Here is a 20,706-nt window from a genome sequence, read left to right as displayed (position 1 = left end):
TTACTCGGTAAGATACTCAGCCATAATATAGCCTGTATCACCCTTATATTCTACTTTTGCCCATCCGTTAGCGTACTGCTGCTTAACATCTACTGTATCACCGGCATAGATTGTATGAAGAATATCTGAATCAGTACTCTGAGACTTACGAAGTCTTACTGTCTCCGATACTCTCATCTTACCGGTTGCACTGGAATCAACCTTGGACTTATTCTCGGTATTCTCAGCGGTTTCAGTCTGAGTCTCCTCTGTATTCTCCTCGGTGGTCTCTTCTGTAGTTTCTTCTGTCTCAGCGGTATCGCCCTCTTCTGCTACTTCTTCGAAATACTCGGTTTTAACAAAAGCGGTGCCGCCATTGTACTCGATCTTACTCCATCCGTTTGCACGTGCTTCAAGCTGTGTGTAAACATCGCCAATCTCTGTCTTGGCAAGCTTATCAGCTGTTTCTGAATCAGAGCTTCTGATGTTTACTACATCTTTTGCTTTTATCTTAATTACAGCAGGAGTACTCTCTTCTTCTGCAGTCTCCTCTGTGGTTTCAGCCTCTGCAGCATCAGTCTCCTGAGCCTCTGCTGTCTCCTCAGTAGTCTCTTCTGCAGACTCGCCTTCCTGTGCTTCTCCTTCTTCAGAAACTGTCTCAGCTGCAGGTACTTCACCTGACTCAATTGCTGCCAGGGCTTCTCCAACAGATACTTGGATATTGGCACTCATGTCTGAAAGGAATGTGGCAAGATTCTCATGCGCTGCGATAATGTCGTTGTACTGCGCAGCTACAGAATTATTAAGATCAACCACATCCGCCTGCAATGAAATGTTACTGATATAATCTGTCACACGGTCATCAACCACATCTCCATTAATATAGAGATTACCTGCTTCATTGGTGCAAACATACATAGTCTGCATTCCGGGAAGCGCGGTTGTATAGCCTTCAAACAGGACCTCTGTGTAAACATAAGCCACATAACTTCCCTCTACAGGACCGGGCTTAGTATAAACATCAACAACAGGAATACTTGAGATATACTTGGAAACCTCGCTTAATCTAAGCTCCTCGGTACTCTCCAGGCCCTGATAAATGGACTTGAGAGTATCCATATCACCTGAAGCATAGGCACTAAAATACGTATTCATAAGCGAATTAACATCATCATACGCATTCTTCTCAAGCTCTACCTCAGGAACTATATAGCTTCCATCCTCAGCTACTGATGTAACTGCATTCTCAGGCTCAGTAGCCACGTCACTCTTGTTTGCCTTGAGGGCAAGTACAATGGTAAGAACCACTGCCACCACGAGAACAAGCGGCATTACCAGCTTTTTATTATCTGAGATGTACTCAAAAAAAGTCCTCTTATCCTGTGCTGCGAACGGATTAGACTCCTTCTTATTACCTTTAAAGTTCATTTTCTTAAAATTCATTTCCTAATTCCTTATCCACCGCCACATTTTCGTAAAATATGCACCCGACAGGAATCGAACCTGCATTAAAGGCGTCGGAGGCCTCCGTTCTATCCATTAGACTACGGGTGCGGAAAATGTTACGGATTTATTACGTACCCGATTATAATACCATAGCCCCACTTGCTTGTTCAACCTTTTTCACATTATTTTCATCTTCTCTATCATAGTAATAGACGCTGTTTGAAAGAAAATCCTCATCCGGAACACAGCTGTTATTTACCTCTCTGATCATGCTTCTGAGATCTTCTATTCCGGGAGCAAATCGCTCCGGTAAAAGTATAGTCTCATGAATGGAACTGGGAATAATATAGAAGTTACTGTTATACTTCTCTGCAACTTCCTTAAGGAGTCCCGGATAGAGAATTACCGCTGAACCCTGAATCTTCCTGTTGTTGGTTGCAACAATAAATCCGTCATCCGGAAGGTGTGCCCAAAACTCATCATCACACTCATACTCATAACCGATCCTGGTATCTTCTGTGCCACTCTTTGCAAGCTTTGCACAGAACTCCCACATCGAATAGCATGCCGCAGGAAAAAGCCTTGGAGTATTGTCCATGGCTGCTTCATAGAGATCCTCCTCGGACACATCCCACATATCTGCATGCTCATTGGTGATAAGGACAGAGCCACTCTCTCCTGCAACTTCAAGTGACACCATATAGACCACGGCTATATCTCCCATCATGCGATGCGGCAATTCCTGAAGTCTCTCTGCATTCCTCTCTCCGGAAATAAGCTTAAAGCAAATCTTTGGAAGCACCTTTTCTATATCCTCAAAGAAGGAGACATCCACTTCTTTATCAACAAGATGTTCATTAAAAATACCAATCGCCGCATTGGCCATAGCCTCTACATTCTCATCACCCATATAGTTCTGATACAGATCATCCAAATATATTGTAGGAGCGCAGTTACTACCGCTCTTCCTTACGCAGAGGCCATACTTCTTAAGTCCGTTGTTCTTACACACTTCATGTGCAGAAACATCTGCGCTGTCACCATAATATGCGCTAATGCGCTCAAATACCTTTTCAAAAAATTCTTCTTTTTTCATGCCTAAAATTCTCCTTTTTCTAAAAAATAACGACAAAAAAGGCAATGAAAAAATTAAATTCTTCATTGCCTTACAAGTCTATACATTATGTTTCAGAAAAAACGGTAAATTAAACTCTGGAGAGATATTCTCCTGATCTTGTGTCGATCTTGATCACGTCACCCTCGTTAACGAAGAGAGGAACCTGAACAACTGCACCTGTCTCAACAGTAGCAGGCTTTGTAGCACCTGTAGCTGTATCACCCTTGAAGCCGGGCTCTGTCTCAGTAATAGCGAGCTCTACGAAAAGCGGAGGCTCAACAGCGAATACGTTGCCATTGTAAGAATGAATCTGAACTGTCTCATTCTCCTTAACATATTTCATTGAATCGCCAACCTGATCCTGTGTAAGAGAGATCTGCTCATAAGTCTCATTATCCATGAAGTTGAAAAGATCTCCATCAGCATAAAGATACTGCATATCCTTACGATCAATACGTGCAGCAGGGAACTTCTCAGTAGGACGGAAAGTTGTTTCCTTAACACCACCATTGATGATGTCCTTAAGCTTTGTTCTTACGAAAGCTGCTCCCTTACCGGGCTTAACATGCTGGAATTCGATTATCTGACATACATTACCATCTATTTCGATAGTCATACCGTTTCTGAAATCACTTGCAGAAATCATAAAAATCCTCCTAATAATTACAAATCAAACAACTACATAATATTATACTAATGTTTTCTTTTTTTCAATACCCTTTTTTCAAAGCTTTATCATTTTTTAATGATATCAGCTATATAATCCATGGCCATAAGATATCCGTCAAGTCCATGTCCATAAATCTGTTTATCGCAGGCAGGGGCTGTAACTGAATTAGCTCTGAAAGCCTCTCTGTTTGTAATATCCGATATATGAACCTCCACCTTTATGATGTTCTCAAGACTCTTAAGAGCATCATGTATGGCGTAGCTGTAATGGGTATAGGCTCCGGGATTTATTACGATTCCATCGGTGCCGTTAAAATATGCCTCCTGAAGCTTATCTATAATAGCTCCCTCGTGATTGGACTGCCAGCTTTCCACCTCTGCTCCAAGCTCGTTTGCCTTATCGCTTATCATCTTAAGCAGATAATCATAATCCTGATTTCCATAGACAGCTTTCTCTCTGATACCAAGGAAATTCAGATTTGGTCCGTTTATTACAAGTATCTTCATAAGTCGCATCTCCCCAAATGATATTTACAGAACAGTCTCTGCCACCTCTACCGCTACTCTTCTTATATTTTTTCCATCGGTCGAAACCACCACATCTGCGGCAGCCTCATAAATATCTTTCCTTGAATCAAGGAGTTCCCTGATCCTTGTAAGCTTATCATCAGTATTAAGAAGTGGTCTTGAGGTATCCCTCTTTACTCTTTTATATACTGTCTCAGGAGTAGCCTTCAGATAAACAACAGTGCCTATCTTTTTAAGAAGCTCTCTGTTCTTTGCTCTTAAAGGGAGCCCGCCGCCTACAGCCAGCACCATGTTCCTTCTGCCGGATTCTATGAGCTTTTCAAGATACCTGGTCTCTGTGTCCCTGAAGTATTCCTCGCCGTCTGTTGCAAAAATTTCTTTGATCTTTCTGCCCTGTTCCTTCTCAATAGCTGCATCGGAGTCAATTTTCTCATAGCCAAAAAACTTGGATACAGCTCTTGAAACAGCACTTTTGCCGCTTCCCATAAATCCCACAAGAATGATATTCTCGCCATTAAGCAGCGTCTTCAGAAGGGTTCTGTAAACCTCCTCGCAGTCCTTCTCGGAGATCTGAGTGTCATTCCAAAGTTCATAGGCACAAATGCCCTGATAAAGCAAAGTCCTTAGTCCTGTTATTACGTAGGATCCCGCTTCCTCACAGCAGCGAAGGAATTTGGTCTTAAAGGGTCTGTAAACCGCATCATATCCAACCTCGATCAGGCTGTAAAAATCAGGATCTTCAATGACAGCCTTATCAGAATCGGGCATAAGTCCCACAGATGTCATTTGAAAACAAATATATGTCCTGTCGGAAGGGAGCTTTTTATAATCTGAAAGCTCCATGGCTTTGCAAAGCTCTTTACCGGCAAAATCGTTCACATCACTGCACACCTTCTCTGCGTTTGCCAGGGTTCTGTTAAGAATAAACACCTCTTTAGCCCCCTCCTTAGCGCAAAGATATGCTGCAGGCTTACTGATGCCGCCTGCCCCAAGGATTATGACTGACTTATTCTTTAACTTAACCTTCTCATGTTCAAAGGATTTCTTGATGCCATAGTAATCGGTATTGTATCCCTTATAACCACTGCCGTCCTTTGTCCTGACCAGCGTATTAACAGCGCCGATTCTCTCAGCCACAGGATCGATATCAGAAAGGTATGGAATAACAGCGCTCTTATGGGGAACAGTCACATTAAGCCCCAAAATATCAAGGGCCAGCGCTCCCTTAACTGCATCTCCCACCTTATCGTTTTGAACCTCAAAAGGAACATATACCAGATCCGTTCCTGTTTTTGCCGCAAGAGTATTGTGAATATCCGGCGAAATTGTGTGATGAACAGGGTTACCTATAAGACCGCAAACCCTGGTGGTTCCCAAGATGTCTCTTCTCATTTTATCCTCCCACCGGTTCCCTGATGCTTTCTCTTCTTTTCAGCTCTCTTCTGTTTATGAAGATGAAGCTTGTAAAATACCAGGACCACAGCCTCTATTTTTCTCTTCAGAACTATCTGGATCTCTTCCTTCTTATCGATCTGGTTCACAAGATATGTGCGGATTCCCACTCTGTTAGCGCCCCACACATCTGTAAAAATCTGATCTCCCACAAAAAGTGTATTGGAAGGCTCCGTGTTCATGCGCTCCATAGCCCTCATGTAGCCCTTTTTCATAGGCTTATTGGCCTTGTAGATATACTTTGATTCCACATCATCAGCAAAAGAGCTTACTCTTGGCTCTTTGTTGTTGGATAAAAGCACAGTATCATAGCCTATCTGGTGGAGTCTCTTAAAAAACAGCACAGCTCTCTCATCAGCCGGTGCTCCGTGAGGAACCAGAGTGTTATCAATATCGAAAATAACTCCTCTGTAACCTTTTTCATAAAGTTCTTCAAATGGAATTTCAAAAGTTGAATCCGAGGTATCACTCGGGAATAGTAAATGTCTCATGGGACAAATTTTACAATATATGCATAAAAAAATCGAGCAGGAAGTTGAATCCTGCTCGAAAAAGTTTCTGAATTTATTTTCTTATAACTGTACCATCCTCATCGCTGAGAATAACGTCAGTGTTCTTACCTGTAGTCAAAGCTCCGTTTCCTACGAAGTACTGATACTCGTGAAGAACTGAATCCTTCTGCATCGTGGAAACTGCCTTTTTCATAACTCCAGACTGAATGCCCCCAATGTTGCCAAGTCCAACTAAAGAATTGTCTCTGTTACCAAGTGTTATCTGAATATTATCAAGCGAAGCATTTCTACGCTGAGTTTTCTGTTCAGGCTCCTTCACAGCATCTGAAACAGGTTTCTTATCGCCCTGTTCAGGCTGATATGAAGGTGCATCATATCTTGGAGATCCAACATTCCCGGGGGAAGCTATTGATTTATCATAAGATGTATTCAGATATGCGTTCTCTGCCTTATAACCGTCTAAACGCATGGCCCCCTCCTTTCTTCATACCATTATATTCTATCTTAAAATATGGTATGATTCAATAACTGACCCGCATCTATAAGCTATATCGGCAAGAATGTTTCAAAGCTTAATAGCTAAAATGAAATTTAACATCATTTTCTGATTCCGGCTGCTCGCAAAAGTTCTTTGGTGTACTCGGAAGAAGGATTTTTGTAGACACTTTTGGTCTCTCCGTACTCCTGAATAACTCCGCCCTTCATTACGGCAACGTGGTCACATATCTGATAAATAACCCTAAGATCGTGAGATATGAAAAGAATGGTTATACCCATATCCCTGTGAAGCTGCTGCAAAAGCTCAAGTATCTGGGCCTGGATCGTAACATCCAATGCAGAAACAGGCTCATCTGCCACAAGTACCTTGGGATTTCTCATAAGGGCAACTCCTATGCTGATACGCTGCCTCTGTCCGCCGGATAACTGTGACGGATATCTGTCCAGCATATTTTCCGTAAGACCTACTGCCTTGATAATCTCTTTTACGCGCTTTTCGCGCTCCTCTTTGGTCCATTTATACTTCTTATCGCATTTAAGCGGTTCCTCTAAAAGCCAGCCAATCTTCTTACTGGGATTAAGAGATGAATATGGATCCTGGAAAACCATCTGTGGATCAGAATATTTCTGACTCAGCTCACCGTCATAAATCTTGTTCATGCCAACAATAGTCTTGGCAAGGGTCGATTTACCGCATCCTGATTCACCGGCAAGACCCAAAATCTCACCCTCGTACACGTCCAGGTCAACCCCTTTTAAAACATGATTCATCCTGTCTTTACTAAAAGGCGTCTTTTTATGATTTTTGTAATAAACATTCAGATTCCTGATCTGAATCACTCTTTTCTGTTCCATACTATTTCCTGTATACAAAAATCTCACAGATCAATCTGCGGTATTGCTGCTATAAGCTTCCTTGTATAACTCATTTTGGGAGCTCTGAATATCTCCTCAACATTTCCGGTCTCAACTATATTGCCGGACTGCATTACTATTACCCTCTGACAGAGCTGTCTGATAAGCGACAGATCATGGGATATGAAAATAATAGCTGTCCCTTTTTCTTTATTAAGCTTCCTGAGAAGATCAACTATCTGAGCCTGTATCGTCACATCAAGAGCTGTTGTAGGCTCATCAGCTATAAGTATCCTTGGCTCTGCTATCATTGCTGCCGCGATCATAACCCTCTGCCTCATACCGCCTGACAGTTCATGGGGATACATGTCATACACCTTCTCAGGCTCACGAAGGCCCACGGCATCCATCATCTCAATAGCTTTCTTTTTCCTGGTAGCCTTATCAATCTCCTTGTGATGGATTCTAAGGGATTCCTCAACCTGCCAGCCAATCTTCTTAACAGGATTAAGGGATGTCATAGGCTCCTGGAAAATAATGGAAATCTCATCTCCCTGATATGACCTTAATATCTTACGATCACAGGTAAGAAGGTCATGACCGTCAAACATAATCCTTCCGTTTTTGGTAAGGGCATGTCTCTTAAGAAGTCCCGCGATGGCAAGGGCACTCATGCTCTTACCCGAGCCGGACTCGCCTACTATACCGACGATCTCGCCCTTTTCAAGCATGAGATCAAAGTCCTCAACAACAGTCTCAGGCTTATCATGATCATGAAACTCAATATGAAGATCTGTTACATCCAAAATAACTTCCATGAAAATCTCCCTAAAATACAGGTATAAATCAATAATTTGAAATTCTCTTTATTCCTTCGCTGAGGAATGAAAAGCCCAAAACCATAATTACTATTACAACGCCTATGCCGATAACATAGCTTGGTCTGTTGAAAAGATAACTCTGTGCATCCGAAAGCATATTTCCAAGACTTGCGTATGGCGGTTGCGCTCCAATTCCAAGGAAACTAAGTCCCGCTTCAGCAAGTACCGCATTGTTGAAGCCGATCATAATAGATGACATAAGGACACCAACAGTGTTGGGCAATATATGTACAAAAATGATTCGAAGGTCTGATACGCCCTGAAGCCTTGCCACCTCTACGTAATCCATGTTCTTACTTCTAAGGAACTCGCCCCTTACAATTCTTGCAAAGCTTGGAACAAAGGAAATACCAAGAGCTACCGCCACCTGATATGTACCTGTTCCAAAAAGGCTGACAAACACCAATGACAACAGGATACTTGGGAAAGCAAGCATGGCGTCGATGATTCTCATGCTGATCTCATCAAATATTCCGCCAAAATATCCCGTAAGAGCCCCAATGATAGTGCCGAGTCCGGCGCCGATAACAATGGTGGATGCCGCAATTGCAAGAGTCACTCTGCTTCCGTACATAACTCTGCTAAGAACATCTCTTCCCATGTGATCGGTTCCCATCCAATGCTTAAATGAAAAGCCCTGAAGCTTGGAGGACGCATCCATCTTGGTGGGTGAATACGGCATATAAAAAAGTCCTATTAAAACCATGAGCAGGATCACACCTGTAAATATGCATCCCAAAATCAGGTATGAATTCCTTTTGCCGGTGGCTTTGTTTTTTCTGAAAAGTGCTAAAAATCTTTTCATTACTCCTCCACCTCGATTCTGGGATCTATTATCCTGTAAATGATATCTACCAAAAGATTTATAACAAGAACCATTATCGCTATGCCCATTATAATGGCTTCGACAACGGGATAATCTCTATTGTTTATGGACGTGAGCAAAATCCTGCTGATACCGGGAATACCAAAAACCTGCTCGATAACAATACTTCCTGCAACCATGTCTGCAAGAGCCATACCCATAAAAGTAACTACAGGTATCATGGCATTCTTAAGCACGTGGAGGTACAGCACCGCATTAGTGGTATTCCCTCTGCTATAAGCAGTTCTTGTGTAATCCTTGCCTGCTTCCTCAATAACCGAGCCTCTGAGAAGCTTGGTAGCCATAGCAGCCTTAGGAAGAGCAATGGCAACCGCAGGAAGAATCAAATACTTAATAAATGCTCCAAAATCCTTTGTATATGAAACGAAACCGCCGGGCTTAAATACTCTCAAAATAACTCCGAAAAAGAAGGTTATGAGAATACCTGAAAAGAAAGGCGGGATCGCCATTATTATCTGATTTAATATTGAAATAATGTGATCCATGATTCCGTTTTCATGCTTGGCAATATATATTCCAAGAGGAATTGAAATAAGAACCATGATTACGAATGACATAATCGCCAAAGTAAGAGTGATCGGTATCTTCTCAGCTATCATTCCTGCTACAGGAATCTTGTAATCATAAGAAGTACCCATGTCTCCCTGAATAAAAGAAGTAAACCATCTGAAATATCTCACAAGAAGCGGGTCGTTAAGTCCCATCTTCTCTCTGTACTGAGCTATAAGCTCCGGAGTTGCCTCTGTTCCGAACATTCTTGTTACGGGATCTCCGGGGATAAGGCTGAAAGCTAAAAACACGCACAGAGATACAACGAACAAAGTAAGCACCATGCTTAAAACCTTTTTCAATATATATCTCATATGCGTGTTCCTCTTTTTTACAAAATTATTGAATCCCTGCTCTTATTAAGCAGTCATTACTGTGCAGGCTTGATCTTTGCAAAATCCTGCGCATAAAGCGGATAGAATGTATATCCTGTGTAATTCTTATTGAGAACTACGAATTCAGGAAGGTCCTGAATGTATACGTTTGCAGCCTTCTCGGAAAGGATCTTCTCACATTCCTTATACTTAGCTGTTTTCTCAGCGTCATCAGTTGCCTTAACTGCTGCTGCAAGAGCTGCATCATAATCAGCATCGCTGAAGTTGATGAAGTTGTTATGTGCATCTGAACCATATCTGGAAAGAAGCGCATAAGCTGTAAGTGTAGATGCATCAACACCTACTACTGTTGACTGGAAGTTACGGTTAGTATAAACATCATCAAGCCATGTATTCCATTCAACTTCCTGGATAGTAGCGTTTACACCAATCTCCTTAAACTGCTCAACAAGCACCTGAGCTGTATCAACGTGCTGTGTGTAGTTGGAAGGAACAGTGATTGTGAAATCAAAACCGTTAGGATATCCTGCTTCTGCAAGAAGCTCCTTAGCCTTAGCTATATCCTGGTTATATGTGTCGTTAAGACTCTCATCAAAGTACTTACCGAATGAAGGGAACATACTACTTCCGATCTCTGTACCCTTACCATCTGAAACAAAGTCCATGATTGTCTGAGGATCAATTGCATAGCAGAGAGCCTGACGTACCTGAACATTGTTAAATGGCTCCTTTGCATTGTTGAGGTAAAGAGCCTGTACCAGGTTCATGGTTCCTTCGTAAACATCAAACTTATCGGAAAGCTGTGATACCTGAGCACTTGTTACACGTGCATACATATCAAGTGAGCCGCCCTCTAACTCCATTACGATTGAATCTGAGTTAGCTACAACCTTGAGAGTGATATCCTTGATGTAAGCTGCATCACCCCAGTAATCATCAAACTTCGTGAGAATGACATTCTCCTGAGGAGAACGGGATACAAACTTGTAAGGGCCTGTTCCGATAGGATTACCCTCAGGATCCTCATTAGATGCAGGTATGATAGATACTATCATATATGCAAGGAACTCTGTGTTTGCTTCCTTAAGTGTCAGTACAATAGTGGACTCATCCGGTGTCTCAACGCTTTCAATATTAGAAAAAGCCGATATCAACGGATCACTTCCATCGGTACCGGCATTACGCTCAATCGAATATTTTACATCCTCTACCGTAACCGTGGATCCATCATGGAACTTAACTCCATCTCTCAGTGTGAAAGTGTAAGTCTTTCCATCATCTGAAATTGTGTAGTCACTGGCTATGGCAGGCTGAAGATTACCATCTGCATCGGGCTTTACCAGTCCTTCATAAACATTGAACAGTATCTCTCTGGTTCCCGCTGATTTTGCAAGATGCGGGTCCATACTGTCAATATCCTGAGGAATACCGATAGTAATCTGTGAAAGATCTTCCGCTGATACAGTGCCATCTTCGCTACCTGCTTCACCGTTCACCTCTGAACTGGCATCTGCAGTCTGTCCGTTCGCATCTGTACTGGAATCGTCTGCCTTTTTACTTGAGCATCCGCCCAATGTAAGAGTCAGTGTCGTCAACACAACTAAGAGAATAGAAAGGCCTCTTTTCCTCTCAATCTTTTTCTTCATCATGTTACAATCCTTCTTTCTGTATTAAATTTTTCCGAGTATTCAGGCACCTGGTTTAAGCACCTTTTACCCACGCCTATAAACTATACGGAAAGATAGGTCACGTGTCAAGGGCACTATTATTCTTTTTTAAGAAGCGGTGTGCTTTTATCAGTTGCGTCAGTGATAACGCCTTCCTCTTCCTTCTCAAGAACAATCTTGAGCTCATCCATGAAGGTGTTAACATCCTTGAACTCACGATAAACAGATGCAAATCTTACATAAGCAACAGGATCGAGATTCTTCATCTTTTCCATGCAAAGCTCACCGATAATACGGCTGGGTATCTCCTTCTGTTCAAGGTTAAATACTTCTGTCTCAACAGCATCAACAATCTGGGTAATCTGTTCAGCACTGACAGGTCTCTTATGGCAAGCTCTCAAAACACCGGCCTCAATCTTGGCACGATTATAAGGCTCGCGGTTATTATCCTTCTTGATAACAATAAGAGGAATAGTCTCGACCTTCTCATAGGTGGTAAATCTCTTACCACATGAATCGCAGACACGTCTGCGTCTGATGGAAGTATTCTCATCAGCAGGTCTGGAATCAATTACCCGAGTGTTGTCTTTACCGCAAAAGGGACATTTCATAACACTAACCTTTCTGTGTATTGCACACAACCAATGTCAATATTTGGGGCTCGCAAAATTCACCCACACAAGTTATTGTAACACCATTTTTCGTAATAATCCACACAAAATATCATGCAGAAAGGTGTAAAAAAAGAACAACTGCAGGTTTGCAGTTGTTCTTATATATTAATTAAACACTATCTATTATTTCTTCTGTAAGAAATCCGGAATTGTAAGACTTCTGGGAGCTACACTGCTGCGTACCTCAGGTGTAGATCTAAGACCTGATGTAGGCTTAGCTGCCTGCTGAGTAGGTGCCGGTGTAGGAGCAGTCTTGGGTGCTGTCACTTCCTGAGCTGTATGAGCATTCTCAAGAGTACTGATTGTGGGCTGCACAGTTGTCTGAGGAGTTACTGTCTGAGCTGTGGGCTGCTGTGCTGCTGTCTGTACAGGAGCTGCCTGTGTTGCTGTAGGCTGTGCTACTCCCTGAGGACGAGTTGTAACCTTGGGTAAAGGTCCGTTGTTCTTATCCTCGATACCTGTAGCGATAACAGTTACGTTACAGGAATCAGACATAGTCTCATCATACATAGCACCGAAGATGATATTAGCATCATCACCTGCAAGATTACGGATGTAATCAGCTGCAATGGAACCATCCATAAGAGAGATATCACCGGATACATTGATGATAACATTGGACGCACCATTGATCTTGGTCTCAAGAAGAGGTGACTCAACTGCCATCTTAACAGCGTCTGTAGCCTTGTCATCACCCTTACCGGATCCGATACCGATATGAGCAATACCCTTATCCTTCATGACTGTCTGTACGTCAGCGAAATCAAGGTTGATTGCTGCAGGAACATTGATAAGATCAGTGATTCCCTGAACAGCCTGCTGAAGTACTTCGTCAGCCTTCTTAAGAGCATCAGGCATAGTAGTACGTCTGTCTACAATCTGAAGTAACTTATCGTTGGGAATAACGATAAGAGTATCAACATTATTCTTGATGGTATTGATACCATTAAGTGCGTTCTGCATACGAACTCTTGCCTCGAAAGCAAAAGGCTTCGTTACTACACCTACAGTAAGAATACCCATATCCTTTGCAAGCTTGGCAACAACAGGAGCTGCACCGGTACCGGTACCGCCACCCATACCACAGGTAACGAATACCATGTCTGCTCCCTTAAGAGCTTCGGTAATCTCCTCCTGACTCTCTTCAGCTGCTTTCTGACCGATTTCAGGCTTGGCTCCCGCACCAAGGCCCTTGGTCAACTTCTCTCCGATCTGCAAAAGCTTAGGTGCTTTGCAAAGCTGAAGCGCCTGCTTATCTGTATTAATTCCGATAAATTCTACACCGGAAATACTTTCTTCCACCATTCTGTTAACAGCGTTATTTCCTGCACCGCCAACCCCAACAACTATGATCTTGGCACCGGATTCTGCCTCGTTTGACTTTATTTCAAGCAAGATAGTGCTCCTCCTTCATAACTAAAACTCCTAAACTATATTATAATTTTTTTAGAAATTTTACAACATAGAATTTTTATTTTTTCTCTTCAAAAGTTATGTTCTGAGTATTTGCGTCGTAATCTGACATTTCTAATATGCCGCTTTTTCCTTCAAGTTTTGGCAAAATGTACTGTAGCTGTATGATTTTCTCATCAATATTTTCATTAGTTCCCAGGCTCACCTCTACCGAGTCAAAATAAATATAAATGTGAAATTCACTGTCAAAAAATATTTTGTCGGCATCCAGATTGTATTTGGTCAAAACCTGTGTAACATCGAGAATTTCTGCAAAAATATTGTCATCTGCAACAGGAAGCTTCTCATGGAGCACCACGTAGTCAAAATCAAGGCCCAAAACCAGCGGAACGCCTTCTGAAGGTTCGCTGGAGGTCTCAACCACTATTCCGTCCCTGTCAAAATAAATATATCTGTCGAGATACTTAACATAACCCGCAACAGCCTTCTCATACACATTTATCTTGATGGTGTCAGGTGAAACGACCTCAACATCCATTTTTTCAACAAAAGGGATACCTGTAATGGCTTTATCTCTGTATTTAAAGGACAGGTAGATGGAGTTATGACCAAATCTGCCATCCATGACCATATCCATTATTTCCTGGTCGGTATAATGCGTATTTCCGTCAACATATGTATTTACAACCGTATAATTTTTATAAATATATATGGCGGCAGACAAAATCGCTATCAGAAGAATAATGACAAAAGCGCCAAGAATGAAAAGACTTTTGTGTAACATAAACAGCTCCCCAAAGCTCATTCGGGGAGCCTTTTCCCTATATCTTTTTACACGCCTTCGTCTTTTTACCATCTTTTTGTTCTACTCAAAGTTCAATATTTCTCGCCACGTTAAACACTATTCCTATTTCGACCAGCAAAAATACCGTCGCACTACCACCATAACTGATGAAAGGCAGAGTAATACCCGTGTTGGGAATAGTATTGGTCACAACCGCCACATTCAGGATAACCTGCAGCGCGATATGACCTATTACGCCTATAACAAGGAGAGCCCCGTACATATCCGGTGCATTATTGGCTACAATGACCATTCTCCATATAAGCAGCGCAAACATGAAAAGAACCGCAATGGCGCCTAAAAGCCCCAATTCTTCGCATATAATAGAGAATATCATATCATTTTGAGCTTCAGGAATAAAGCCCAGCTTCTGCATACTTTCCCCCAGGCCTTTTCCAAAAATTCCGCCGGAGCCGATGGCATAAAGAGCCTGAAGGGTCTGATACCCCTTATCGTTTACATAGGCTTCCGGATCAAGCCATGCAAGAATTCGCACAAATCTGAAGTTTAGTTCACTGTTATATCCGGCCTTGGCAATGGCGAATACGATTATCGCCGCAAGGCCTACCGCTCCCGTAGCAATCAGGATAAATCGTCGATATCCCGGAGTTGAAACAAAGAGCATCAAAAACGTAATTCCGTAAATTATTATGGCTGAACTTAGATTCTCAGTTATCTGCCACACCATAATACTGATTGGAGCAGGGATCAAAAACGTGGTCCAAAAGCCTCTGGTCGTGGCTATTTTCCTGTTGGCTGCAGCGATAAACGAAGCCATAACGATGATCATACACAGCTTAGCAACCTCTGCGGGCTGAATACCCAAAGGTCCGAATCTGAGCCATCTCCTGGCACCGTTTACCTCTTTTCCAAGACTTGTTTTTACAAGAAGTACCATAACCGCTGCAAATGCATACATAAAAACCGCAAACTTTTTGTAAATACGATATGGAACTCTTGAAACAACAGCCATTACACCTATTCCGAATATGGTAAAGCCTAGCTGTTTCTTGAAATAGTACGCCGAATCATGATAATCGATCGACGCTTCGTATGAACTTGTTGAATATAGCATGATCAGACCAAAAGCAAGCAGAAACAGTACGATAAATATCATACTGTAATCTACGTACAGCTCTCTCTTTGGTCTGTCGATGGTTCTGGCTGCCTGCATAAATCTCCCCTCAAAGGTTTATTTAAGGCTATTTACATAGTCTTTGAACTGTTTACCTCTCACTTCATAACTGGGGAACATATCCCAGCTTGCACATGCGGGCGAAAGTAAAACCGCATCTCCCGAAACAGCATTATCGCTGCAATATTTAAGCGCTTCCTTAAAAGAATTCATGAAAACATAGTCATGGAAACCGTTTTTATCGGCACACTGCGCTATCTTCTCCTTTGTTGCTCCGATAAGAACAAGCTTTTTCACTTTTCCGTCAAAAGCATTTATCCATTCATCATACTCGCTGCCCTTGTCGTAGCCTCCTCCGATAAGGTATGTGGGTCTGCACATTGCCTTGATACCCTGGATGGCAGCATCGGGATTTGTACCCTTGGAATCATTGTAGTAGGTCACACCGTTCTTGGTTGCCACAAACTCGATTCTGTGCTCAACCGCCTTGAAATCATGGACCGCCTTAAGAATCGTCTCCATAGGCACGCCCATGGCTCTGCCCATAGCGATAGCCGCCATGACATTCTCATAATTGCAGGTGCCCACAAGATTCATGTCATGAACATTCATAACAAAGGTTGAACTTCCGTTTTCTGCATACATGATCTCGTCATCCGCAAGATAATAGCCATTTTCAAGCTTTGATGCAGATGAGAAAAATACAACCTTAGCAGGACATCTGTCTGCAAAAGCCCTTGTATATTCGTTATCATAATTAAGGACACAGGTGTCCTCTTTTGTCTGATTATTGGTAATATTCTCCTTCATGGATGCATAGCATTCCATGGTGTGATGTCTGTTCAAATGATCCGGTGTGATGTTGAGAATCGCAGAAACGGATGCATGGAAATTCTCAACAGCTTCAAGCTGGAAGCTGCTTATCTCGCCTATTGATACTGTGTCGTCTGTCATCTCAAGAGCACGCTCTGCATAGGAATATCCAATATTTCCAACCACATAAGTGGATGCAAAATGAGCAGCCATTATCTCGCCCACAAGTGTTGTTGTGGTGGTTTTTCCATTTGTTCCTGTGATCGCAATCATTCTGCCCTTTGCAAAATTGTAAGCAAGTTCGATCTCGCTCCATACCGGGATTCCTGCTTCTTTAAGTCTGAGCATTATAGGTGAGTCCATGGGTACAGCAGGGCTTGGTACCACAAGAACGATTTCCTTTATTTTTTCATCGGGAAGCTGACCGATTATTATCTCCGGCTCTTCTCCGGTGTATCCCTCAAGCTTTGTCCTTACTTCTCTCTCATATACCTTGGTATTTTCATCAAGGATAACAGGAACAGCTCCGGCTTTTCCAAGAAGCTTCGCGCTTCCGATACCCGAAATACCTGTTCCGATTATAAGTACCTTGTTACCTTTTAAATCCTGTGCTTTCATAACAATATTTCCCCTTTTACTCACCAAAATCAGGAAGCGGATCTCCGCCGATCATATGTCCGTCTTCCGGATCTATAAATCCGCCTGTTTCCGGGTCAATATAATACCCCGTTTCTGGATCCATTTCAAATGACTTCCAAATAGGTTCCTTGTTTTCATCCTCGGCTTCGCCTGCATTTTCAGGTTTTTCTTCGCCCTCAGGAATTTTTTCCCAGATTCCGTCGCCGCCATCGGCATCATCACCTTCTACTGTGCCTTCTTCGCCTTCGGCATTCTCGCCTGTAGCCTCTTCTGCACCTTCAGCAGCTTCGCCTTCTTCGCCGTCTTCGGATTCCACAACCTCTGCTTCCTGGGCAGCACTCATCATGATTTCTTTTTCTCTGAGTGCTTCAAGCTCTGCCTGCTCTTCCTCTGTAACAGGTTCTGTCATAGGGAAGTTAAGGTAAGGAAGCGCTTCTGTAAGGACCGCTCTTACTATTCTTGTAGCAAACTTTGCATCGTCCTGCTCAACTGTATTTGGTCTGTCTACTACAACATAGATTGCAATCTGAGGATCATTTGCAGGAGCATAGCCCATGAAAGAAACGACATACTGTCTGTTTCCACGGGGTACTGTCTGAGCGGTTCCTGTTTTGCCACCGATCATATATCCTGCAGGTCTTGCAGTTTTACCTGTACCTTCATCCCCGGCTACAACCTGGTTACAATACTCAATTATTTTATCTGAGGTAGACTCAGAAACTGTCTGTCTTAAGATTCTTGGCTCGATGCTCTTAACAGTAGCACCGGATGAATTCTGAATTTTGCTTACAATGTGAGGCTCGTAAAAATTGCCGCCATTTACAAGTGAGCTGAAAGCAGAGATCATCTCGATCATATCGACGTTAAAGCCCTGTCCGAAGGTACCTGTTGCCAGTTCTGTGGATCCCATGTTTTCAGCCGTGTAGGTAAGGCCTTCTGTTCTGGCCTCTCCCGCAAGATCAATGTTTGTCTTAAGACCGAAGCCAAACTGCTTCTGGAATTTACAGAAAGTATCCTGGCCGATAACCTGACCGATTTTCATCATGGCAACGTTACAGGAAATCTCTATACCTCTTTCAACAGAAACAGCGCCGTCACCGTATCTGTTGTGGCAGTGGATTTTGTATCCGCCGATTTCGAGATAACCGTTACAGTCATATACTTCATTACCTGTTATTTTGCCTGCTTCAAGTCCTGTTGCCACAGTAAAAGGCTTTGCTACAGAACCGGGCTCATAAGTATCGGAAATACAGAAATTCCTCCATAGAGCGTTGAGGTTCCACATTTTCTCCTCATCGCTCATTTCATCAAGCATTTCCTGAGTGATGTACACACCGGAATCATATATACTTTCTCCGGCAACTTTGTTTCCGTTTTCATCAACTCGCGGCATACCGATAAGATTATCTGTATTCTTGGTATCATTCAGATCAAAAGTAGGATAGCTGGCCATAGCAAGGATATCTCCTGTATGGATATCCATCATGATACAGCCTACATTATTTGCAGCGTTTCCTTCACGGGCACTGTCTTTATATGTCTCGTTGAACTCACGAAGATGCTTCTCAACTATGGACTGGAGATTGCCATCAATTGTGGAAACTATGGTGTTTCCGTCAATTGCAGGAATTGTTGTTCTCTCAAGGTTGGAATCCTCGTCAAGATAGCCGTAAATTCTGCCGTTTGATCCGCTAAGCTCATCGTTGTAATATTCTTCAAGTCCGAAAATTCCGTTGTTATCGCTTGTGGTGAAGCCTACAACATCGGCTGCCATTGAGCCGTTTGGATATTTTCTGATGTAGTTTTCTTCAAACCACACACCCTGGATAAGCTTATTATAGTTATCAGTACCGTAGGTTATCATGGACTGAAATTCACTGATCTCATCATAAGAAAGCTGCTTGGCCAGTGTGTAATACTGGGATGAAGGATTATCCTTGATGTACTGTCTAAGCTCACCCTCATCAAAGCCAAAATGTGAAACCAGCGCTTCAACTGTAGGTTCTAAGAACTTTTCATCAGAAAGAATGATCTTGGCATCCAGGATTACGTTGTAAACCTTCTCACTGTAAGCAAGAACCGTTCCGTTTGCATCCACAATCTCGCCTCTTCTGAAGGGAATTGTTGATGAGTCATATTTTTGCTGGGATAAAACCTGCTTTTCATATTCTTTCCCGTTATCTCTGGTTATAACAAAAAGCCTGACTCCAAGCAGTACAAAAGCTAGCAGTACAATTGCAAAAAGTACTGCCAGCTTCTTTTTCATTGCCAATGTGAATTTTTGGGTGTTCTTTTTCTTACTCATAACTTACTTCCGGGCATTCCTCTTAATTTCCATCCGGTATCGGTGCAACCTGTCTTACATAGTCGTTTCCGCCGCCACCGGAATAAGTAACAATCTGTCCTTCAGTAGCATAAGTCATACCATATTCGCCTATGGCGATTCTTTTTATTTCCTCAAGATCAAGATTGCTAACCGCTTTATTATAAGCCTCATCATTGTCTTGTTTCAAACTATTTAATCTGGCCTCCATGGTTGATATGGTTTTTACACTGGATTTAATATCAGCCTGAAGTGTTATATACATAGAAAGTACGCCGCCCGCAAGTACTACTGCAAGTGAAAGTCCAAGCAGTGTAGGGAGACTCATTCTGTGCGCTCTTTTTCTGGCCTGTGCTCTCTTCTGAACGTGAAGCGGCACTTCCCTTTCCTGTCTTCTGACAGGCTCATTCTGTTTTCTTACGGTGTTACCGTAAACGTAATTTCTCTCCATAATATACCCCTCGTAAATCCCCTAAAAATTAGCGCAATGGGATTTAACGTCTAGTCATTTTGTTGTTCCCCCATAAGAAATGATCGGCTCTTACGCCTCTTCTCTTCTCTCGAATACGCGAAGCTTTGCACTGGCGCTTCTGCTATTCTCTTCAAGTTCCTGCTCCGAAGGCAGGATAGGCTTTCGTGTAATTACTTTGCCTTTTGATTTTTTGCCACATACACATATCGGAATTTCCGGAGGGCATGTGCATGGGTTCTCGTTTTTCCTGAAATTGTTCTTAACAATTCGGTCCTCAAGCGAATGGAAGGTTATTACACATATCCTTCCGCCGGGAGCGAGAAAATCTATCATTCCATCCAGAGAGTTTTCGAGGACGTCGAGTTCTCTGTTGCAAGCTATTCTGAGAGCCTGAAAAGTTCTCTTTGAGGGGTGTCCTCCCTTTTCTCTCATTCTCGCAGGAATGGCAGCCTTTATGATGTCATTTAGTTCAAAAGTAGTCTCAATCGGCTTCTCGCTTCGTCTGGCAACTATGTGCTTGGCGATATTTTTGGCGAATTTATCCTCGCCGTAATTCTTGATAATATGAAAAATCTCCATTTCAGAGAATTCATTTACTATTGTTCCGGCTGTGAGTTCCTGTCTTCTGTCCATTCTCATGTCGAGCGGAGTATCGAATCTGTAGGTAAAACCTCTTTCTTCGTTATCAAGCTGGAATGAAGAGACTCCAAGATCAAGCAGAATCCCGTCAACGCTGTCTATTCCAAGCTCTTTTATTCTGCTTACTGCATTCTCGTAATTATCGCGGATGATGGTCACTCTGTCGCCGAAGGGCTTAAGTCTCTCACTGGCGGCTTTGATAGCATCCTCATCCTGATCTATACCGATAAGCCTTCCTTTATCAGAGAGTTTCTCGGCAATATGGCTGGAATGTCCGGCACCGCCCAGTGTTCCATCTACATATATGCCATCAGGCTTTATATTCAGATTATCTATTACTTCATTAAGAAGTACTGAGTAATGCTTGAATTCCATTTGTT

General features: G+C 42.5%; 20 protein-coding genes and 1 tRNA gene. All 21 read right to left on the bottom strand.

Annotated features, from left to right (window positions below; genetic code table 11):
- The gene (locus tag G603_RS0102160; RefSeq protein WP_026669175.1) at nucleotides 1-1,422 is read right to left on the bottom strand and encodes an SH3 domain-containing protein; all 1,422 of its coding nucleotides are present in this window, start codon (nucleotides 1,420-1,422) and stop codon (nucleotides 1-3) included.
- A 39-nt stretch (nucleotides 1,423-1,461) separates the two neighbouring features.
- Nucleotides 1,462-1,533, bottom strand: a tRNA-Arg gene (locus G603_RS0102155).
- A gap of 31 nt (nucleotides 1,534-1,564) precedes the next feature.
- Nucleotides 1,565-2,521, bottom strand: coding sequence for a DUF5688 family protein (locus G603_RS0102150; protein WP_026669174.1), 957 nt, complete (start codon nucleotides 2,519-2,521; stop codon nucleotides 1,565-1,567).
- Nucleotides 2,522-2,630: 109 nt separating this feature from the next.
- Nucleotides 2,631-3,188: an elongation factor P gene (efp, locus tag G603_RS0102145; RefSeq protein WP_026497156.1), complete on the bottom strand. Its 558-nt coding sequence runs from the start codon at nucleotides 3,186-3,188 to the stop codon at nucleotides 2,631-2,633.
- 89 nt (nucleotides 3,189-3,277) lie between these two features.
- On the bottom strand, nucleotides 3,278-3,718 hold the full coding sequence (locus G603_RS0102140; protein ID WP_026669173.1) for a type II 3-dehydroquinate dehydratase: 441 nt from the start codon (nucleotides 3,716-3,718) through the stop codon (nucleotides 3,278-3,280).
- Between the two features lie 24 nt (nucleotides 3,719-3,742).
- Complete coding sequence (locus G603_RS0102135) at nucleotides 3,743-5,131, bottom strand: shikimate kinase (RefSeq protein WP_051207376.1); 1,389 nt, start codon at nucleotides 5,129-5,131, stop codon at nucleotides 3,743-3,745.
- Nucleotides 5,128-5,682, bottom strand: a complete 555-nt coding sequence (locus G603_RS0102130; RefSeq protein WP_026669171.1) for a YqeG family HAD IIIA-type phosphatase — start codon at nucleotides 5,680-5,682, stop codon at nucleotides 5,128-5,130. Before G603_RS0102130 ends, G603_RS0102135 begins: the two co-directional genes overlap by 4 nt.
- Nucleotides 5,683-5,755: 73 nt before the next feature.
- Nucleotides 5,756-6,172, bottom strand: a complete 417-nt coding sequence (locus G603_RS0102125) for a hypothetical protein (protein ID WP_026669170.1) — start codon at nucleotides 6,170-6,172, stop codon at nucleotides 5,756-5,758.
- A 128-nt stretch (nucleotides 6,173-6,300) separates the two neighbouring features.
- On the bottom strand, nucleotides 6,301-7,056 hold the full coding sequence (locus G603_RS0102120; RefSeq protein ID WP_026669169.1) for an ABC transporter ATP-binding protein: 756 nt from the start codon (nucleotides 7,054-7,056) through the stop codon (nucleotides 6,301-6,303).
- Nucleotides 7,057-7,079: 23 nt separating this feature from the next.
- Nucleotides 7,080-7,874 (bottom strand): ABC transporter ATP-binding protein, encoded by a 795-nt coding sequence (locus G603_RS18925; protein ID WP_051207373.1) that lies wholly within the window; start codon nucleotides 7,872-7,874, stop codon nucleotides 7,080-7,082.
- 28 nt (nucleotides 7,875-7,902) lie between these two features.
- Nucleotides 7,903-8,742 carry an ABC transporter permease gene (locus tag G603_RS0102110; RefSeq protein WP_026669168.1) on the bottom strand — a complete coding sequence of 280 codons (840 nt, stop codon included), beginning with the start codon at nucleotides 8,740-8,742 and terminating at the stop codon, nucleotides 7,903-7,905.
- On the bottom strand, nucleotides 8,742-9,686 hold the full coding sequence (locus G603_RS0102105) for an ABC transporter permease (protein ID WP_026669167.1): 945 nt from the start codon (nucleotides 9,684-9,686) through the stop codon (nucleotides 8,742-8,744). The genes G603_RS0102110 and G603_RS0102105 overlap by 1 nt, the downstream gene beginning before the upstream one ends.
- A gap of 56 nt (nucleotides 9,687-9,742) precedes the next feature.
- On the bottom strand, nucleotides 9,743-11,356 hold the full coding sequence (locus G603_RS0102100) for an ABC transporter substrate-binding protein (protein WP_051197736.1): 1,614 nt from the start codon (nucleotides 11,354-11,356) through the stop codon (nucleotides 9,743-9,745).
- Between the two features lie 116 nt (nucleotides 11,357-11,472).
- Nucleotides 11,473-11,985, bottom strand: coding sequence for a transcriptional regulator NrdR (nrdR, locus tag G603_RS18920; RefSeq protein WP_026524136.1), 513 nt, complete (start codon nucleotides 11,983-11,985; stop codon nucleotides 11,473-11,475).
- Nucleotides 11,986-12,171: 186 nt separating this feature from the next.
- Nucleotides 12,172-13,443 (bottom strand): cell division protein FtsZ, encoded by a 1,272-nt coding sequence (gene ftsZ, locus G603_RS0102090; protein WP_026669166.1) that lies wholly within the window; start codon nucleotides 13,441-13,443, stop codon nucleotides 12,172-12,174.
- Between the two features lie 76 nt (nucleotides 13,444-13,519).
- Complete coding sequence (locus G603_RS0102085) at nucleotides 13,520-14,245, bottom strand: cell division protein FtsQ/DivIB (RefSeq protein WP_242834824.1); 726 nt, start codon at nucleotides 14,243-14,245, stop codon at nucleotides 13,520-13,522.
- 85 nt (nucleotides 14,246-14,330) lie between these two features.
- Nucleotides 14,331-15,479, bottom strand: a complete 1,149-nt coding sequence (locus tag G603_RS0102080; RefSeq protein WP_026669164.1) for an FtsW/RodA/SpoVE family cell cycle protein — start codon at nucleotides 15,477-15,479, stop codon at nucleotides 14,331-14,333.
- 18 nt (nucleotides 15,480-15,497) lie between these two features.
- Entirely contained in the window at nucleotides 15,498-16,871 is a 1,374-nt protein-coding gene (gene murD / locus G603_RS0102075; protein WP_026524140.1) for a UDP-N-acetylmuramoyl-L-alanine--D-glutamate ligase, read from the bottom strand.
- Between the two features lie 16 nt (nucleotides 16,872-16,887).
- Entirely contained in the window at nucleotides 16,888-19,197 is a 2,310-nt protein-coding gene (locus tag G603_RS18915; protein ID WP_051197738.1) for a penicillin-binding transpeptidase domain-containing protein, read from the bottom strand.
- Nucleotides 19,198-19,219: 22 nt separating this feature from the next.
- Nucleotides 19,220-19,666, bottom strand: coding sequence for a hypothetical protein (locus tag G603_RS0102065; protein WP_026524141.1), 447 nt, complete (start codon nucleotides 19,664-19,666; stop codon nucleotides 19,220-19,222).
- 90 nt (nucleotides 19,667-19,756) lie between these two features.
- Nucleotides 19,757-20,701, bottom strand: coding sequence for a 16S rRNA (cytosine(1402)-N(4))-methyltransferase RsmH (gene rsmH, locus G603_RS0102060; protein WP_026524142.1), 945 nt, complete (start codon nucleotides 20,699-20,701; stop codon nucleotides 19,757-19,759).
- Nucleotides 20,702-20,706: the final 5 nt, after the last annotated feature.

The organism is Butyrivibrio sp. AE3006, from assembly GCF_000424165.1.
In the GTDB taxonomy this organism is placed as follows: Bacteria; Bacillota; Clostridia; order Lachnospirales; family Lachnospiraceae; genus Butyrivibrio.
This window is presented reverse-complemented; position numbering and strand designations above follow the sequence as displayed.